Source organism: Comamonas sp. UBA7528 (assembly GCF_002479375.1).
Taxonomy (GTDB): Bacteria; Pseudomonadota; Gammaproteobacteria; order Burkholderiales; family Burkholderiaceae_C; genus Comamonas.
This window is the reverse complement of record NZ_DLMU01000001.1, coordinates 339,129-354,028: the sequence shown is the minus strand read 5'-3', so window position 1 is coordinate 354,028 and position 14,900 is coordinate 339,129. Positions and strand designations below refer to the sequence as shown.

Sequence of the window (14,900 nt, the reverse complement as noted above, 5' to 3'; positions counted from 1 at the left end):
GTTCAGCCTCCCAGCTCGTGCAAACGTTCGTTGAATACTTGGTCCAGATCCGCGCGGATCTCGGTGTCGGTGATGGCGTCCATCAGGCCGGCGGCCTCGTACAGCTGGTCGAGGTCGGGGGCTTCACGCAGCCGCTTCTCCAGCGTGGCCGCGTCCACCGGAGGCGCGCCGGTTGTGGTCTTGGAGACCACGTCCTGGGGCTCCAGCTTCTTCACCTCGTCGGCCAGCGCGGCCTTCTGTTCCTCGGTCAGCGGTGCCTTCGCTTCCACAGTGGAGATCACCGCGTCCATCGACTTCTTGCCGGCAGCGATGGCTTTGGCCCAAGCAGGCATGTTCTTGTCGAAGTCGGCCTGCGGGTAGGCCGCGGGTTCGGCTGGCGGCTCTGGCGTTACGTCAGTCGCCTGGCCCATGTGGCGCTCGGTCGGAATGTCCTGCACCTCCTCTGCAATGGGCATGCCGCGCAATACGTCGGGGAAAACGTCACGCAGGGCAAAGGCTCGGGCACGCATCTGGCGCATGCGCTTCGGATACTGGCTCCACGGTCCCTGCTTGCCTGCCAGGCCGGCCTGCTTCGCGTCGTCCATGCTGAAGGTCACGACGTGCTCGGCTTCGCCCTTGCGCTTCGCACGGCAGGTTGCGGTGTGGCCGTCGTCCGTCTCTTTGACGTACTCGCAAACTGGGCTGCCACGCACCAGGGCGATGACCGCGTCGCCCCACAGAGCGGCGCGGCCATTCACCACAGCGATGTTGGACAGCGCCTGAAGCGGCTTCAGGCCCAGCTCGGAACCCCATTGCATGGCGATCATGCAGTTCCCTGGCTTACCCTTGAAGTCCTTGGGCACCAGGTCGGAGTCCGCCAGCATCTTGCTGAACGACATGGCCTGCTCGAAGGTCTGCGGGCTCAGGTCGAACTGTCCTGCAGGGCGGAGGCTGCCTGTTGCTTGCTGTGGCGCGAGCGCGTTGCTCATGGAATACCTCGTTTAGTTGGTGATGGTCAAAAGACGATTACGGCGGCAGCGGTCAGAGCGAGTGCGCTGATGCCAAGCCACTTGAGCAGGTCCAGAAAATAAGAAGCCCGCCACGAGGCGGGCTGGTGGAAGGGAGTGGTGGTGTTCATACGGAACCTTGCACGCCGGCGGTGGTGATGCCCGCGATGACGCTGCCGGCGCGCAGCAGGCCTGCGGTGTAGGCCGCATCGCGGGTGCAGAAGGTGTCAGCGCTGGGCTGACCGTTCACGATGTAGATGAAGCGCATGGGATCTCCTAAAGCTGGGTGGCCGCCAGGGCGGCGAGGATGGCCAGGGCCAAAAAGAACAAAGCCCGCTTGATGGCGGGCTTCCTCCTGCGGCGCGGCAGGCGCTGGAGTTGGATGGGTGGGCGCATGCTGGCTCTCATTTCGAGAAGCCGGCTCGGCGCTCAACCAAGGCATCGTCGCGCAGGGCCTGGCGGTGGGTGTCGTAGGCGCTGAGGATGGACTCGTCAATGCTCGGCTCCAGCAGCGGGGCGATGTTCACGCCGCGGTGCCAGATGGCCGAGACAGACAGGTCAAAGTCATCGCCGTAGTGGATCAAGGTATCCAGCGTGACGCCCTCGACGGTCACCTGAAAGCGCGTGGTGTCTGGCTCATAGGGTGGAATGCCATTTGCGTTGGAGGGGATGACGCGCAGTTGAAGTGGTGCGTTCATGAATGCTCCTGCTTGAAAGCAAAAAGGCCCGCCGAAGCGAGCCCGAGAAATGAAAAAGCCCGCTCTGAGCGGGCCGCTTTTGGGTATTACAAAAGGTGATGGGGCATTCGCTAATGCTCATGCGGGCTTTGACGGCTGGTCGAGCAAGAGGTTCGCTATTGACATAGGCTTCTCTATTAGCAACCGCTAAGTAACAACGGAATTCATCTTGAACGATCGCATCCCGCTCGTGAAGAGCACCGGCTTCATTGATCGCCTTGTAAATGGGCTAGTGCTAAGTCTCATTCAGTCCGGGCAGCTTCTACTGAAAACTGTTTTAGGCATTGTTCTTATTGCTACTTTATTAGTAGCGGCAACTTGGCATAACCTGCGTGACTCTCATAAGTATCACGTTCAACGCGGCGTGGATGCGGCCGTAAACCAAGCCCGCCTTTTGAGCTACGAGCTCAACACCGAGTTGCGGTTGGTCGATAACGCCCTTGCGACGATTGGCCACGAATTCCGCCAGACAGGGTCAACTGCCCAAACATTTGAGGCAGCAGTGAACAATCAGGGTGGTTTGCTGCCTTTCTCCAAGGCAGTTCGTGTGGCTGATGCAAGTGGCATGGTCCGCCTGGGGCTCTTGCCTGGCGAACAGCCCTTTTCGATCGCGGACCGGGCGTACTTTGCTGAGGTCAGGCAGTCGGACAAGATGGTCATCTCCGAGCCGCTGATCAGCCATTCATTTAAAGAATGGAGCGTGGTCCTGAGCCGCAAATTGGTGGGGCCTGACGGCACCTTTCAGGGGGCTGTATTTGTGGTCTTGGATGTTGCCCATTTTCGCCGTCTGTTCGAGAAGCTGACACCCGGCAAAGACAGTGCAACCTCATTGCGCTCTGGCGAAGGTCGTTTGGTGGCCCGCTATTCAGCAATGGAGCCGACGTCAACTGCGGGCGTTGGCGGCACGGTGACGTCAACAGCGCTGAAGGAGACTCTGAGCCGCAATCCAGAGCATGGCTGGTACATCACTCCGACTGCACTCGATGGCATTGAACGCATTACTGCCTACCAACGGCTTTCCACTCCTTATCCGCTGACGGTGTATGCCGGTATCAGCACAGCAAGCTACCTTCAGCCTTGGCGCAATGAAGCCATGCTCGCATGGAGCCTGACGGTACTTTGCCTGGTGCTTGTGACGCTTGGCGCTGGCAGTCTCTTCATACATCAGCAACGAGAGCTGATCGCCAAGCTGAAGAATGCGCAGCTGCTGAAGGAGCAGAACTTCTTTGTCGAGAACGACTTGATCGGCATGATCAAGGTGCGCGATCGAAAAATACTCTGGGCCAACAAGGCCATGGCACGCATGCTGGGTATGCATGTTTCGGATCTGAACCAGCAGTCCAAGCGATGCATTTATCCAGACGATGAGACATATGAGCGCTTAGGGCGAATGTCCAGCGAAGCGCTGAGCCATGACAAGCATTTCCGCAGTGAAGTTCTATTGCAGAAAAGCAATGGTCAAACCTTCTGGGTGGACGCCAATGCTGCCCAGATTACAGATACGGACTCAGTGTGGATCTTCGTGGATGTAGATGCTCATAAAAAGCGCCAGGAAGAGAGCGACCATCAAGCCTCGCACGATGCGTTGACGGGCCTGGCCAACCGCCGGCTCGTCATCGCTCAAATGGAGCGGTTTATTGCGCTTGCCGACCGCCAGCAGAGCTCTGTCGCAGTCTGCTTCATTGACCTGGACGGGTTCAAAGCAGTGAACGACACCTATGGGCACGATGCTGGTGATGTCGTTTTGCAGACGGTAGCCAAACGCTTAAAAAGCACGGTGCGTGACCATGATTGCGTCGCTCGCTTGGGAGGTGACGAATTCGTAGTGGTGCTGACCGGGCGTAACGATCACGCCAGCGTAGTGCACACCATGCAGCGTTGCCTGGAGGCTGTGTTGGTTCCTATCGTGGTGGAAGACGTCCACACGGCAACCGTAGGGTGCAGTATTGGCATTGCCTACTATGAGGGCGACGGCGAGTCCTGTGATTCGTTGATAGAGCGTGCTGATGAGGCCATGTATGAGGCAAAGCATGCAGGTAAAGGGCGCGTCATTGAATCGAGTAGGCGGCTACTTGGCGAGAGCTCAAATAAGGACTCGACTGTTGCCATCTAGCGCGCCAACTCGGTGCAGGCTAGATGGCCTGCTCAATTGACGAAACCCGGCAGATAGGGGGGGCGGCCGTGTCCGCCCCGGTTTTTCACAACACCTCAGCGGACTTGCTGCAGGGAATTCTGGGTTCAGCTGGATGGCTACAACCGTGCCTTTGAACATCTGACTAGATCTGTGCTTGAACTCTGGAGGCGAATCTTTGTGTTACAAATGTGAGTCCATTTAAGGAGATCGCGGTGCTGAACACAAAATTAGTAGATGCTCTTTTCCCTGCTGCACCATTGATTCGCAAGCTATCTGCACGTATTGCCGAATCTGAGGTTGGAAAAGCAACAATCAACGCGTTTTCTATAGATCAGCTGGCAGAGCATGTAAAACGTCGCGAGTTTGAGGCGGCAATTGCTAGAGAAGATGCTAGAACAGCTCAAGAGGTGGCTATTGCTCAACGCATCAGCGTTGCAGAAGAAGTTGAAATTGAGGAGTTTTACGAAAACTCTCTAGAAGGCAAGGGCGGGCTGAATACCGATGGAACGGTAGTCAATCTTGGGGCATCAGGTGCTGGTCGTAAGGTCACTAAACGGGTCTACAAGTTTCGCGGGTTTAGCTCACGAGAGGATATATTGGAGGCACTGAGCGAAAAACAGTAGCTCCGTACTTAACGCTCGAGTGCTCGGTGTAGCGCTTTCTTTCCTGAGAGGGCGTATCACGTACGCCTCATCTAGCGCATTGAAGAGGTATCTATTTCATGATGCAAATGTCATGCGGCAGAGCACTCTATCGATGCTTTCTGAGTATGTGACATAGACGTCAAAGCCCGCATGCAGCGGGCTTTTTTGTTCGTGCGCCTACGCTTAAATCGCAAACGCAGTGCGGTCTTGGTCCGCAATCCACTTGGGCGGCTTGCCGCGGCCAGTCCAGGTGGCTCCGGTAGCGGGATCGCGGTACTTGGGGGCCACAGTTCCGCGGAGGCCGGTTGCAGCCTTCTTGCCACCGAACACATCATCAGGAGTCAGGCCGTATTGCGCGACCAGTTCACGCGCTTGGGTCACCGCGTGGGCCAGTTCGGTTTTACGCGCCTCGGCAATCTTGGCTTCCAGTTCGGCTTTTTGTTGAAGAAGGCTTTGGTACGTGCTCATGTTGAGGATCCCTATGTTTGAGAGTTTGCAGTTGCCGTTTGAGATGTGCGCATATGAGTCGCGCTTGGGTCTTGCCTTGTGTGCCTACACCGAAGAAGCAGAGCCCATATAGTAATTCTCGATAGTATTAAGATTTCTTTAACTTCTGAAATATAGGACATTCCATTAAAAAATCAATTCCCAAAGCAGAGCATCCGTTTTGACAGGCGCTCTGGTTTGGCCCGGGCTTCCCCGGGCGGACAGTTTCTGGATCAGGCCGGCGTGCACAGGGCAGGGCGTGTTTTGAACGGCTTCGCGTCCTTGTCGTTGGGCTGCACGGTCACCCACAGACCCTTGGTGGTTTCGATGATCTCCTGCACCTTGCCGGCAATGGTGGCGGTGCCACGGATGGTGCGAGCTTTCACGGACTGGCCTTTTTTCAGTTGAGTCATGGTTGAGTTTCAGTTTGCAGGGGAGGGCCGCCCTGCTATCGGCGTAAAAAAGCCAAGCGCTCTCTGGTGAAAGGGCTTGGCTTTTCCCCGGTGACCCGGGTGGATGGGTTGCCGCGCGTCCTTGGCTATCGATACCTGCTGTCCCAGGTGCAGGCGTGCGCGGCGGCTGGCATATCCCGAAGAGGGCCGGTGCCAGCGTCCTGATTTACCGCTCAGGCGGGCGAGGGGCATGCTGTTTTGATCTGGCCCAGCTGGGCCTGGCTCGCGAGTGTTGGTTCTCGCGCCACCTGTCTTTTGCGTTCTGCCGACAGATCACAGGGGCAGGGCCTTTCGGCCGGTTCATCCTGGTTGGCTGATGTGATTGAGAGAGGCAGGCAGGGCGGCCATTCCCTGCTATGACACTGACTGCCGTGCCTCACAAGTTCATGAGCCCGCGCAATTGCGCCGCCTGGCCATGCCCTTAAGTCTTCCCCCGGTCTTTTCATCCCCGGGCATTTCGGCTGTGGCGCACCCCCGTTGCATGTTTCCAGTACTTCGGTGCCGCCGCCTCTCTCAATCACACCAGCTGCTTTTTAAAGACCCGAGGTGCTGGCTCGATCACTTTGCACCCATCGCGTCTGCAACTCCTGTCTGCGCTCCCTTGGGAGCTAACCCCGCCTTTGCGTCCTGTCGGCTTCGGCCCCGTATCGCTGGGCCTTGGGTGTCTCGCGGTGTGTTGCTGCGATGGATGAAGTATCGGAAAGCCGATAAATTATGTCAAGCGGTATTCCGATATTTTCCGATAATTTCCCGATACTACTGAAGACCCACCGAGAGAGGCATGAAAACGCCAGCAGTTGCGGTGCGTGCGTTCGAGCAAGGGGCATTCAGGCTGCGTGCGCTCGGAGGCTGTTTTTGCTCAGACAAAAAGAAGCCCCGACATACGGGGCTAACCTCTCAGAGTGAGAGGAGGGAGAACAGGAGACGCTCACATTGTGCGGCGGCCCCACGGTCTCAGGAGTCCATTGATCGTAGGTGGGGTGCAGGCCTACAGGGTGACGAAGCGCGGCATCTGGGTATGAACACTCCCGCGCGGGCGGAGTGGCGACGTGGCGGAGAGACTACTTCTTTTGCCCAGATATTGCAGGTGTTGATGCTGCCGCCTTCGCCTGGGCCTCTAACTGAGCCTGCAGCTTCTCCATGCGCACAGTTGCCTCCGAGATGCTCTTGGAGGTCTCGCGACCGGAGTCGAAGGCCGCTAAGCCAAAACCTACGATGGCTGCCACAATCGTGATGGTAGCTACAGCCGCGCCCCACACATTGCCGACAACTGTCTTGAAACTGGCTTTTGTTCCCGTAAGCTCTGACTTGATGTCGCCGATGTCTTTGAGCACGGCAGCAAAGCGAACATTGCTGGCCTCACGGTCAGCCCGCATCTCTGCCAGAGCTATGTCCAGCTTTGCCGACATTCCAGCCACGCGCGAATCCATCCGCGCTTCGATTGCTTCGAGGCGTGCGTCTAGGAGGTCTTTCGTGACTGAAGGATCCATTCCCTCATTATGAGGCAGTTGGCTGCCTCGATCTTTGTCTGAAGAGCGTAGGCGGCCCGCGAGGCGCGCAGATGGTGCTGTATCTATGCTGATGACCGATGCGGAAACGGTGGCTTGTGAGTGGTGCCCGCTTTCTGTCGCAGCGCTTCTAGAGATTGCGCTGTCACTGCTTTGGCTCTTCATTTTCAGGCTGCGATTCAATGATTTCGCCTAACGTTTTTTGCAGCGCCCTAGCTGCATCAATGCTCATGCTCACGGTGTTGAGTTGCAACATTACGAGCTCGTGAGTGGCTTCTTGAGGAATGGCTCCCTGCCGCATGAAGGTCACTGCTACCCGATCGCCATCGCTGCGGGTTACGTAAGCAACTGAAGCTAACTCCGCAATTTCATTCTGGTAGTTGGGCGAGATCATGTATTTGCTCATTGACGTCCTTGGTTTGTCATTTATGTTTTAAGACCGGTGCAGCGAGACGCGGTGCCGATAGCGAGGATGGGTGCTTCTTGATTCGAGGGTTCTCAAACACCATCGAATCCGGCCCATAGGCGACGGCCATCAGCATGCTCGTCTCCATGCCTCATCGAATTCCGCCGGCGTCAGTCGCTTCTCGCCCTCAAAGACCACCAAGTCCTCGTTGGCTGCCATGAAGCGCCGGAATCCTGTGTAGCCGCCAAATCCATTCTTGGCGTTCACTTCTCCGCACATACCACTCTGATTTCGGAACTCCGCGCTTGCAGGATCTTTCAAATGCCTGGACACGAAGCCTCTGGCAACTCTTTGTATCTTGATTTCCTGCATGGCCGCCTCGTTGGCTGCCTTGCGTTCCGGATTGCCAGAGTTCCGTGTGCACTTGGTGACCAAGACGGTCAAGCTGACGGCAATGATGGCCGCAACAATAATTCCAGGCCAAAGTGCCGGAGACTTTGGCGCCAACATAGGAGTAGGCTGGGTTGCAGGTGTTGCACGAAAACCTGGTGCACTTACACCATCTTCGTGAGCTTGGGCCTGTTCTTTGGTGGCAAAACCGACTCCTTTGGAGTACCAGAGCCCATATTTCCCCTGTTCAACAGCCATCCCTCTCCCCTTATTAAATCCGCTCACTTTGTTTGTGCACGATCTCGCCAATGAGAGAGACACCCTCATGACAGACCTTGCGCGGGTACCGGCGCTGGTCGGGGTTATCTGAGGCGAGCCACCACTGCCCGTCATCGCGCACCAACCGCTTTATGACCATCTCGCCTTCGTAGTTCACAGCAAACACTGCGCCATCTTTCGGCTCGGTTTGATCGGTGTTCACGATCACCGTGTCGCCGTCGTAAAGGCCCGGCTCCATGCTCCCATTTGCGACGGAGGTGGCGAAAAGCGCATCAGGGTCATAGCCGTTGTCCTCGTACCACTTCCGGCGGAATACCAGCGGGTTGCCCTCGTCGTCCTGGTAATCGAGGCCGAACCCTGTAGCCCCAGCGGACAGCTTGAAGCGCACTCGACGGACCGCGGGGTATTCGGGGTTGTTTTGCAGACTGATCGGCTGCTTTTTCGACTGGTCCAGCATCTCGCCTGTGCCATTGGCAAGCCAGAGCGGGGACACGCGCAGGTGCGCAGCAATGGCAGGCACGTGGCTCGACCCCTGCCCAGACTTCTCCAGCTCGGCAATGGTGGATTGACCGATGCCAACTTTCTTGGCCAGTTGCTGCTGGGTCAGCCCAGCGTGCTTCCGCGCCTCTTTGAGTCGTTTTCCGAAGTCGGTGTTCATGTTTAAGAGCATACGGAATTCCGATATTGGTAAACCGCTTGATGAAAAATCGGAAAACCGATACATTGCATCCTATGCAATGGAAAGACTACATCGCCGCGATATGTGCAAAGGGGGTCTCACAGAGCCAGCTTGCGAAGCAGGCAGGCTGTGGGCAGGCCACGATTTCCGACCTCGCGTCGGGAAAAACGCTGGAGCCTCGCCACTCCCTCGGCATGGCTTTGATACGGGTCGGCGGACGGCACGGCATCAGAGTTCTGAACGAGATCACCCCCACACAACCAGCCACCCAGGAGGTGGCGTGATGGGGAGTCGCAAGCCTCCAGCAGTGGATATGGCGGCAGTGCGAGCGGGAGAGCAGGGCGCACTAGTCACAGCTGTTGCTGCCTGTGCTGCGCGCTGGTTCGGCATGGCTGATTCCCATATCGCATTTCGGCACCACGCATCCCACGTTTCGCGCGAGGCAGGCTCACCCAAGGCAGGCCTTCTGGCCGCCGCCATGGATCTGCGTGAGCTACTGGCCCAAAGCCCGGATGGTCGGCAAGCCCTGCGTGATCTCGGTTTTGAGCCAGTCCTTCAGGACGTCGAAGGTGAATGACATGGATGGCTTCATCACGTTGTCTTTGGCTTTTTTCCAGAGGGTGTCGCTTCGGATTGCATCCGCGAACTCGCACCCGTCCCATGTCAAGCGCCTGACCAGAGCCAAGGTCTCGCCGCCCATGTATTCCTGGATGACCGCATCGACGAGCCCAGCCTCTTTCATCCACATCACGTGGAGCGCAAAGACTTCCTCCTCCACTCCATCGATCCCACTCAGATCCTCGCCGACATCCTGGCTCTCGACTTCGAGTGCTATCCGCCGGATCAAGTCCATATCCCGTTTCATGTCCGCCCTCTCTGGTGATGGTTGTGTAGGTGCTTTCATCGTAGCCCAGGGCAGGGTGGGCACCCATTCCAAGCCAAACGCCGAGGAGGTGAACCATGGCTGAGTTAGTCCCCCATCCAGCTTCCTCCACCAAGAATGCCGGTATTGGGCAAGGCGTCGACGCGAGTGTTCGACCCACATCCATTGCACTTAGCTGTGATGCCGTTGAGGCGCAAAACGACCTTCTTGCCAGCATCGAAGCAAGGCTGACAGAGGAAATGCGGGGGCTCGCCTTGTCGCTCGCTGAGTTCGGCTGCAGGACGAAGGCGATACGCGAAGAAATCCCCGACAGTGCCCAGTTTTGCAAGCTCGTAGCGGGATGTCTCCCTCTCTTTGCTCTCCAACTCTCGGATGCGATCTTGCGCGCGCCGCAAGGCTTCACCTTCGAGGACGACGGCGCTTTGTACCTCAAGCAGCTTGGTCTGGAGCTCAAGGATTTTGTCCGTGAGCTCGATCTTGAGGGCCGCAAGTTTCTCGCGGTCGCGTTCTTGGACAAGAGCGGCCGTGATGTTCTTGATAGCCCCGCCAATGGGAATGAGTTGTGAAAGCTCAGAAAGCATTTTTGTCCGCCCTCCCGGTGGCCTTTGATGGTGGTGTAGGAACTCCCATCGTAGCCCGGGGTGCGGCGGGCACCCCTACACATCACGCTGCCCCAGTGCGATCGCACGCAGCGCGCGTGCCTCAATCCTCCCAAGCCACATCTGAGCCCGCTCAATGGCTGCTTGCACCTGCTCTGGTGTCAGTGCTTCGGGCTTGGGTGGTTGTGGCTTGGGTTCCATCTTTTTCCCTTTCTTCGTTGGGCCAAGTGTCGGATCGATTCCGTTCGGCTGCAACGTCCGTTTTTCTGGAGCCCGGACATGAACTCCCTTGATGCATTGCGGCGCATGGTTGCCAACTACCCGGGAGGCCGGGCTGCCCTGGCTGTGCGCCTGGGTAAATCTGATGAAGTGCTGCGCAAGGAGCTGAGCGGTGCCTCTGCCCACCACAAGATGGGCTTGGCAGATGCCGAGCAAATTGCCGAGATGTGCCGCGAGGCCGGCAGCCCGGAGGCCCACGCCCTGGGCACGGTGTTTTCGTTCAAGGCGGGTGTGCTCTCGCTGCCGGTGATGGACATGGGAGAGGGCGCCTTGTGCCTGTCCAGGACCACGGCACACGCTGTTCACGAGACCGCTGATGTGCTGCTGGCCGTGACGCGCTCCAAGGCTGACGGAAACATCAGCGACAACGACAAGCGCGAGGTGCTGACCGAGATTGGCCAGGCGGTCTCTGCCTTGCAGGCCGTGGCCGCCGCGCTGAAAGCCGAGCATGCGGCCGACAACCGCAGCCGCGTGGAGTAGGCCATGAACTACTACGCTTTTCACATTGGCGACTACGCCAGCGCAACCAGGCACCTGACTTGGGAAGAGGACTGTGCATACCGGCGCCTGCTGGACGTCTACTACACCCGGGAAGAGCCGTTCCCTGACGACATGCGCGCAATCTGCCGCCTTGTCGTGGCAAGCACACCGGAGCAGCGGCAAGCCGTTGAGGTGGTCTTGCATGAGTTCTTCATCCAGACCGATATCGGTTGGATCAGCCCGCGCGCTGACCGTGAGATCGACTCCATGCGTGTCAAGCAGACGGCGCAGGGAGAGAAAGCGCAGCATGAGTCCGAGCGCATGCGCCGTTACCGCGAACGTCGAGCAGCCATGTTCGAGGCGTTGCGGGAGAAGGGCATTGTTCCGGCCTGGGACGTTTCAGTTAAGGAACTGCAACGCTTACATAAGCTGCACTGCAACGTTGCTGGTCCAGAACCTGAAACGGACCTGCAACGCGAACAGGTCATTTCTGGTGACGCACCTGCAACGGCTATCTCTACCAATCCCATAACCAATACCAATACCAAGGTAGATACCCCCCTTACCCCCCAGGGGGCGGTGGGTGGGATCCAGCCGACAACGAACGATCTGCCCGAACCGCACGAGCTGCCACGACCCACCGGCGATAACAGCCACCCGCTGGCCGGCACGGTGTGCCAGCTGATGAAGCGCCTGGGGGTGGGGCTGGTCAACCCGGGGAACTCCAAGCTCAACGCCCTGCTGAACGCCGGGGTGACCGTGGGCCAGCTCGAGGATGCGGCGCACAAGGCCCTGGCGGCGGGCAAGAGCTTCAGCTATGCGCTGGGCATTGTGGAGCGTGAGGAGCGGGAGGCGCGGGACCTGCAGACACAGCTGAGCAAAGCCCGTGTGGCTGGCGTGGACCCTCATGCACCGGTCGAAACCTTCGCTCAACGGGCGGCCCGCCAGCGCATGGAGGAGGTTGCGCCCATGGCGGCGCGCAAGGCCCCCGGCGCCGTGAGCAGCTTCGACATGGCTCAGAACTTCATGAACGGTGGCGACGTGATCGACGTTGCTCCCAAGCAGGCATTGATCGGAGGCCAGCATGCAGGATGAATCGTTCCCCTGCGTGATCGACGCGATCTTTGCCAAATTGGCCGTCCGCTACGGGGCAACCTGGCTGCGGCAATGGGACGGCGTGGACATGAACCTGGTCAAGAGCGACTGGGGCAGCGAGCTCTCTGGCTTCGCGCAGAACCTGGAGCCGCTTCGCTATGCGCTGCGTCACCTGCCCGAGCGCTGCCCGAACGTGAGCCAGTTCCGGGCCATTGCCAACAACTGCCCGCTGCCCGAGTTCCAGCGTCTGCCGGCCCCGCTGGCCAATGAGCGAGTGGTTGCAGAGCAGATCGCCAAGCAAACCGAACTCAAGCAGGCGCTGGCTCCTCGCATCGATCCCAAGCAGTGGGCAAAGACGTTGATTGCCCGCCACCAAGCAGGAGAGCGGCTTGCGCCTGCTCAACTGCGATTCGCATGCGAGGCGCTTGGCATGGAGGTGATCGCATGAAGGCGGCAATGGAACAAATCAAGAGCCGCTGCCGTGTCGACGGCGGCTGCTGGATCTGGCAGGGCGCGCTGATCCGCCAGCGCCCGTACCTGAGCGTGCACGAGGGCGGGGTGCGCTTCAACCGCCGGGTGCACAAGCAGGTGCTGGAGCTGACGGGGATGGTGGTGCCCGCGCAGGCCCGCATCACCCAGCGCTGCGGCAACCCGCTGTGCTGCGCACCGGCGCACCAGGTGCTGGAAGCGCCACGGGTGCAGGCGGACTTTCTGCAGGCCCTTCAAGGCAACCCCTGGGCACCTTTGCTGTGGAGGGCGGCCCATGCCTGAGAAGCTGGAGATTGACCTGTTCAGCCGGCAGCAGGCCTGGGTGGCCATCAAGGCGCAGTTGTTCCCGTTCTTGCGAGGTGCACTGCAAGGCTCTGGCCGCTGGGTGCTGACCGTGGCGCGCCGCAAGCGCACCCGGGCCCAGAACCGCCGGTATTGGGGCAATGGTGTCCTGGCCCAGATCGCGCAGCAGGCGGTGGTCAACGGCCGGCAGTTCGACGCCGAGACCTGGCACGAGCTGCTCAAACGCAAGTTCATCGGCGTGGTGGAGCTGCCCGATGGCTCCGTGGTGGGGGCCAGCTCCAAAGACTTGAGCACCGCGGAGTTTGCCGAGTTCTGCACCCAGGTGGAGGCCTATGCTGCCTCCGAGCTGGGCGTGACGTTCTACGACCTGTGGGAGGGCGCATGACGTTCCGCCGTACACGCTGCCCGCACTGCAAGGGCAAGCTGGAGCAGGGCCAGCGAATCCACCCGGGCTGCATCGATGGCTACGCCGAGGCCCAGGCCGCCAAGGCCGCGCGCGCTGACGAGAAGAAGGCCCGCATGGCGGCCAAGGTGGAGAGGGCCGAGACGCGCCGGCGCAAAGAGGCACTGAAGACTGTGCCCCACCTCATCAAAGAGGCGCAGATCGCCTTCAACGCCTTCATCCGTGAGCGTGACCGCCAGGCAGGGCATGTATGCATCAGCTCCGGCCGCCCGCTGGACTGGTCCGGAAATGCCGTGGACGCCGGCCACTACCGCAGCACCGGTGCCGCATCGCACCTGCGGTTCCACGAGGACAACTGCCACGCCCAGAGCAAGCACGACAACCAGTTCCTGGCCGGCAACGCCGTGGACTATCGCATCCGCCTGGTCGCGCGCATCGGCCTTGCCCGGGTGGAGGCGCTGGAGGCGGATAACCAGGTGCGCAAGTGGACCCGGCAAGAGCTGATCGCCATCCGTGACGAATATCGACTGAAGAACAAGAAGCTGAAGAAGGAGGGCGGAGCATGAAGAAACGCCATATGGACATCTACACCTTGAGCCTGTTTGAGGAGCTGCGGGCCGCACGCACGCCTGCTCCTTCTGTGAGGATCAAGTCCCCGCGCGCCAGGGCGGCGAAGGTTGCCGAGGTCACTCAAGCGGCCAAGGCCATCGAAGAAGAGGTGGACGGGCCAGCAGACCCCATCCTCACCGTGCGCCAAAGTCGGTCCGGTAAGTGGGCTGGCATGCCCGCAGAGGCCAAGGCAGGGCTGTCGTCAGTGTTCGACCTGGCTTCCAAGGCTCTCAGCCTGCGCCGTGGCAGCCAGAGTACTGCTGCGGCCACGGCTGGGGGCAGCAAGTACGCATCCCGCATACAGCCAAGCCGCGGGGTGACGCGCATTGAGGGCGCGGCCTATCCGTCCCGGTGGACTGCCGAGGACTACAAGCGTGAGGAGCAACGCCGGGCCCGCCAAGTGCCCCCACGCCCTGGGGCCAAGGCACGCACGCGTGGCAAGGCGGTTCGGGCTATGGATGGGGAGGCGGTGGACTGATGGGGCGGAAATCGAAGCTGACAGAAAAGCAGTGGCAAGAAATTGAGCGCCGCATGCTGGAGGGCGAGGCAGTACGCAAGCTGGCCAAAGAGTTTGGGGTGTCCGAAGCCACCATCCGCGCCCGCAAATCTACGCAGGTTGAAGAAATAAAAAGCGTTGCCAATCAGATAGTTGCGACTGAGCGCGCAGTTATGGCACTGCCGATTTCTGCGCAAATAACTGCGCATAACCTCGCATCCAAGCTGCGGGCCATCAGCGACAACCTGGCCAGCGCAGCACAGTACGGTGCGCAGACAGCACACCGGCTAAGTGCCCTGGCCAACAGCGAGGTGGACAAGGTCGATGATGTGGAGCCGCTGAAGTCCATCGAGAGCCTGAAGGGCGTGGCCGCGCTGACCAAGCTGGCCAACGACAGTGCAAGCATTGCCCTGAACCTCATGGCGGCCAACAAGGAAACGATCAAGGAGCTCAACACGGGTGAGCAGCCGGTGGGCTATGGCAGCGTGTCTCCGGCGCAGTTGAAGGAAGTGGTGGAGAGTGTCCAAACCAAGTTTTAGCCCAGCTGAGCGCCTGGCGGCGGT

At 59.5% G+C, this 14,900-nt stretch carries 23 protein-coding genes; 12 read left to right on the top strand and 11 right to left on the bottom strand.

The features are described 5' to 3' along the window. Positions 1-2: 2 nt before the first annotated feature. The 4 genes from B3349_RS01670 to B3349_RS01655 all read right to left on the bottom strand — a co-directional run bounded on the left by B3349_RS01670 (position 3) and on the right by B3349_RS01655 (position 1,684). Positions 3-968: a recombinase RecT gene (locus tag B3349_RS01670; RefSeq protein ID WP_291585846.1), complete on the bottom strand. Its 966-nt coding sequence runs from the start codon at positions 966-968 to the stop codon at positions 3-5. A gap of 26 nt (positions 969-994) precedes the next feature. Next, positions 995-1,117, bottom strand: coding sequence for a hypothetical protein (locus B3349_RS01665; protein WP_291585844.1), 123 nt, complete (start codon positions 1,115-1,117; stop codon positions 995-997). Beyond that, positions 1,114-1,254, bottom strand: coding sequence for a hypothetical protein (locus B3349_RS01660; RefSeq protein ID WP_291585842.1), 141 nt, complete (start codon positions 1,252-1,254; stop codon positions 1,114-1,116). The genes B3349_RS01665 and B3349_RS01660 overlap by 4 nt, the downstream gene beginning before the upstream one ends. Positions 1,255-1,390: 136 nt before the next feature. After that, positions 1,391-1,684, bottom strand: coding sequence for a hypothetical protein (locus tag B3349_RS01655; protein WP_291585840.1), 294 nt, complete (start codon positions 1,682-1,684; stop codon positions 1,391-1,393). 208 nt (positions 1,685-1,892) lie between these two features. On the opposite strand from B3349_RS01655, the gene B3349_RS01650 reads away from it, so the two are divergent. Beyond that, entirely contained in the window at positions 1,893-3,836 is a 1,944-nt protein-coding gene (locus B3349_RS01650) for a bifunctional diguanylate cyclase/phosphodiesterase (protein WP_291585839.1), read from the top strand. A 233-nt stretch (positions 3,837-4,069) separates the two neighbouring features. Next, a complete protein-coding gene (locus B3349_RS01645; RefSeq protein ID WP_291585837.1) occupies positions 4,070-4,480 on the top strand; it encodes a hypothetical protein in 411 nt (136 codons plus the stop codon). A 204-nt stretch (positions 4,481-4,684) separates the two neighbouring features. Here B3349_RS01645 and B3349_RS01640 read toward each other — a convergent pair whose 3' ends face one another. The 6 genes from B3349_RS01640 to relB form a co-directional block, all read right to left on the bottom strand. Then, complete coding sequence (locus tag B3349_RS01640) at positions 4,685-4,969, bottom strand: H-NS histone family protein (protein ID WP_291585836.1); 285 nt, start codon at positions 4,967-4,969, stop codon at positions 4,685-4,687. 251 nt (positions 4,970-5,220) lie between these two features. Further along, complete coding sequence (locus B3349_RS01635) at positions 5,221-5,400, bottom strand: hypothetical protein (protein ID WP_291585834.1); 180 nt, start codon at positions 5,398-5,400, stop codon at positions 5,221-5,223. A 1,100-nt stretch (positions 5,401-6,500) separates the two neighbouring features. Beyond that, complete coding sequence (locus B3349_RS01630; protein WP_291585833.1) at positions 6,501-6,929, bottom strand: hypothetical protein; 429 nt, start codon at positions 6,927-6,929, stop codon at positions 6,501-6,503. A 163-nt stretch (positions 6,930-7,092) separates the two neighbouring features. Beyond that, positions 7,093-7,341, bottom strand: a complete 249-nt coding sequence (locus tag B3349_RS01625; RefSeq protein WP_291585831.1) for a hypothetical protein — start codon at positions 7,339-7,341, stop codon at positions 7,093-7,095. 141 nt (positions 7,342-7,482) lie between these two features. Continuing rightward, entirely contained in the window at positions 7,483-8,001 is a 519-nt protein-coding gene (locus B3349_RS01620; protein WP_291585830.1) for a hypothetical protein, read from the bottom strand. A 13-nt stretch (positions 8,002-8,014) separates the two neighbouring features. Beyond that, complete coding sequence (gene relB / locus B3349_RS01615; RefSeq protein ID WP_291585828.1) at positions 8,015-8,680, bottom strand: type II toxin-antitoxin system RelB family anti-toxin; 666 nt, start codon at positions 8,678-8,680, stop codon at positions 8,015-8,017. A gap of 74 nt (positions 8,681-8,754) precedes the next feature. Here relB and B3349_RS01610 point away from each other — a divergent pair, with 74 nt between their 5' ends. Next, positions 8,755-8,985, top strand: a complete 231-nt coding sequence (locus tag B3349_RS01610) for a helix-turn-helix domain-containing protein (RefSeq protein WP_291585827.1) — start codon at positions 8,755-8,757, stop codon at positions 8,983-8,985. 209 nt (positions 8,986-9,194) lie between these two features. Here B3349_RS01610 and B3349_RS01605 read toward each other — a convergent pair whose 3' ends face one another. Next, a complete protein-coding gene (locus B3349_RS01605) occupies positions 9,195-9,554 on the bottom strand; it encodes a DUF2513 domain-containing protein (RefSeq protein ID WP_349682173.1) in 360 nt (119 codons plus the stop codon). A gap of 107 nt (positions 9,555-9,661) precedes the next feature. On the opposite strand from B3349_RS01605, the gene B3349_RS01600 reads away from it, so the two are divergent. The 9 genes from B3349_RS01600 to B3349_RS01560 all read left to right on the top strand — a co-directional run bounded on the left by B3349_RS01600 (position 9,662) and on the right by B3349_RS01560 (position 14,876). Continuing rightward, positions 9,662-10,150 carry a hypothetical protein gene (locus B3349_RS01600; protein ID WP_291585822.1) on the top strand — a complete coding sequence of 163 codons (489 nt, stop codon included), beginning with the start codon at positions 9,662-9,664 and terminating at the stop codon, positions 10,148-10,150. Positions 10,151-10,462: 312 nt separating this feature from the next. Beyond that, the gene (locus B3349_RS01595) at positions 10,463-10,942 is read left to right on the top strand and encodes a phage regulatory CII family protein (protein WP_291585821.1); all 480 of its coding nucleotides are present in this window, start codon (positions 10,463-10,465) and stop codon (positions 10,940-10,942) included. 3 nt (positions 10,943-10,945) lie between these two features. Next, on the top strand, positions 10,946-12,037 hold the full coding sequence (locus B3349_RS01590) for a YdaU family protein (RefSeq protein ID WP_291585819.1): 1,092 nt from the start codon (positions 10,946-10,948) through the stop codon (positions 12,035-12,037). Then, the gene (locus B3349_RS01585; protein ID WP_291585817.1) at positions 12,027-12,485 is read left to right on the top strand and encodes a hypothetical protein; all 459 of its coding nucleotides are present in this window, start codon (positions 12,027-12,029) and stop codon (positions 12,483-12,485) included. Before B3349_RS01590 ends, B3349_RS01585 begins: the two co-directional genes overlap by 11 nt. 8 nt (positions 12,486-12,493) lie before the next feature. Beyond that, on the top strand, positions 12,494-12,808 hold the full coding sequence (locus tag B3349_RS01580; protein WP_291585815.1) for a hypothetical protein: 315 nt from the start codon (positions 12,494-12,496) through the stop codon (positions 12,806-12,808). Beyond that, positions 12,801-13,214, top strand: coding sequence for a recombination protein NinB (locus tag B3349_RS01575; RefSeq protein WP_291585813.1), 414 nt, complete (start codon positions 12,801-12,803; stop codon positions 13,212-13,214). Before B3349_RS01580 ends, B3349_RS01575 begins: the two co-directional genes overlap by 8 nt. Then, on the top strand, positions 13,211-13,798 hold the full coding sequence (locus B3349_RS01570; protein ID WP_291585811.1) for a recombination protein NinG: 588 nt from the start codon (positions 13,211-13,213) through the stop codon (positions 13,796-13,798). Before B3349_RS01575 ends, B3349_RS01570 begins: the two co-directional genes overlap by 4 nt. Continuing rightward, entirely contained in the window at positions 13,795-14,319 is a 525-nt protein-coding gene (locus tag B3349_RS01565; RefSeq protein ID WP_291585810.1) for a hypothetical protein, read from the top strand. Before B3349_RS01570 ends, B3349_RS01565 begins: the two co-directional genes overlap by 4 nt. Further along, entirely contained in the window at positions 14,319-14,876 is a 558-nt protein-coding gene (locus B3349_RS01560) for a helix-turn-helix domain-containing protein (RefSeq protein WP_291585809.1), read from the top strand. Before B3349_RS01565 ends, B3349_RS01560 begins: the two co-directional genes overlap by 1 nt. Positions 14,877-14,900 lie beyond the last annotated feature (24 nt).

Excerpts from the sequence above, each read along its gene's own strand:
- B3349_RS01670 (WP_291585846.1), bottom strand. The coding sequence starts at position 968 with ATGAGCAACGCGCTCGCGCCACAGCAAGCAACAGGCAGCCTCCGCCCT.
- B3349_RS01665 (WP_291585844.1), bottom strand. The coding sequence starts at position 1,117 with ATGAACACCACCACTCCCTTCCACCAGCCCGCCTCGTGGCGGGCTTCT.
- B3349_RS01660 (WP_291585842.1), bottom strand. The coding sequence starts at position 1,254 with ATGCGCTTCATCTACATCGTGAACGGTCAGCCCAGCGCTGACACCTTC.
- B3349_RS01655 (WP_291585840.1), bottom strand. The coding sequence starts at position 1,684 with ATGAACGCACCACTTCAACTGCGCGTCATCCCCTCCAACGCAAATGGC.
- B3349_RS01640 (WP_291585836.1), bottom strand. The coding sequence starts at position 4,969 with ATGAGCACGTACCAAAGCCTTCTTCAACAAAAAGCCGAACTGGAAGCC.
- B3349_RS01635 (WP_291585834.1), bottom strand. The coding sequence starts at position 5,400 with ATGACTCAACTGAAAAAAGGCCAGTCCGTGAAAGCTCGCACCATCCGT.
- B3349_RS01630 (WP_291585833.1), bottom strand. The coding sequence starts at position 6,929 with ATGGATCCTTCAGTCACGAAAGACCTCCTAGACGCACGCCTCGAAGCA.
- B3349_RS01625 (WP_291585831.1), bottom strand. The coding sequence starts at position 7,341 with ATGATCTCGCCCAACTACCAGAATGAAATTGCGGAGTTAGCTTCAGTT.
- B3349_RS01620 (WP_291585830.1), bottom strand. The coding sequence starts at position 8,001 with ATGGCTGTTGAACAGGGGAAATATGGGCTCTGGTACTCCAAAGGAGTC.
- relB (WP_291585828.1), bottom strand. The coding sequence starts at position 8,680 with ATGAACACCGACTTCGGAAAACGACTCAAAGAGGCGCGGAAGCACGCT.
- B3349_RS01610 (WP_291585827.1), top strand. The coding sequence starts at position 8,755 with ATGCAATGGAAAGACTACATCGCCGCGATATGTGCAAAGGGGGTCTCA.
- B3349_RS01605 (WP_349682173.1), bottom strand. The coding sequence starts at position 9,554 with ATGGACTTGATCCGGCGGATAGCACTCGAAGTCGAGAGCCAGGATGTC.
- B3349_RS01600 (WP_291585822.1), top strand. The coding sequence starts at position 9,662 with ATGGCTGAGTTAGTCCCCCATCCAGCTTCCTCCACCAAGAATGCCGGT.
- B3349_RS01595 (WP_291585821.1), top strand. The coding sequence starts at position 10,463 with ATGAACTCCCTTGATGCATTGCGGCGCATGGTTGCCAACTACCCGGGA.
- B3349_RS01590 (WP_291585819.1), top strand. The coding sequence starts at position 10,946 with ATGAACTACTACGCTTTTCACATTGGCGACTACGCCAGCGCAACCAGG.
- B3349_RS01585 (WP_291585817.1), top strand. The coding sequence starts at position 12,027 with ATGCAGGATGAATCGTTCCCCTGCGTGATCGACGCGATCTTTGCCAAA.
- B3349_RS01580 (WP_291585815.1), top strand. The coding sequence starts at position 12,494 with ATGGAACAAATCAAGAGCCGCTGCCGTGTCGACGGCGGCTGCTGGATC.
- B3349_RS01575 (WP_291585813.1), top strand. The coding sequence starts at position 12,801 with ATGCCTGAGAAGCTGGAGATTGACCTGTTCAGCCGGCAGCAGGCCTGG.
- B3349_RS01570 (WP_291585811.1), top strand. The coding sequence starts at position 13,211 with ATGACGTTCCGCCGTACACGCTGCCCGCACTGCAAGGGCAAGCTGGAG.
- B3349_RS01565 (WP_291585810.1), top strand. The coding sequence starts at position 13,795 with ATGAAGAAACGCCATATGGACATCTACACCTTGAGCCTGTTTGAGGAG.
- B3349_RS01560 (WP_291585809.1), top strand. The coding sequence starts at position 14,319 with ATGGGGCGGAAATCGAAGCTGACAGAAAAGCAGTGGCAAGAAATTGAG.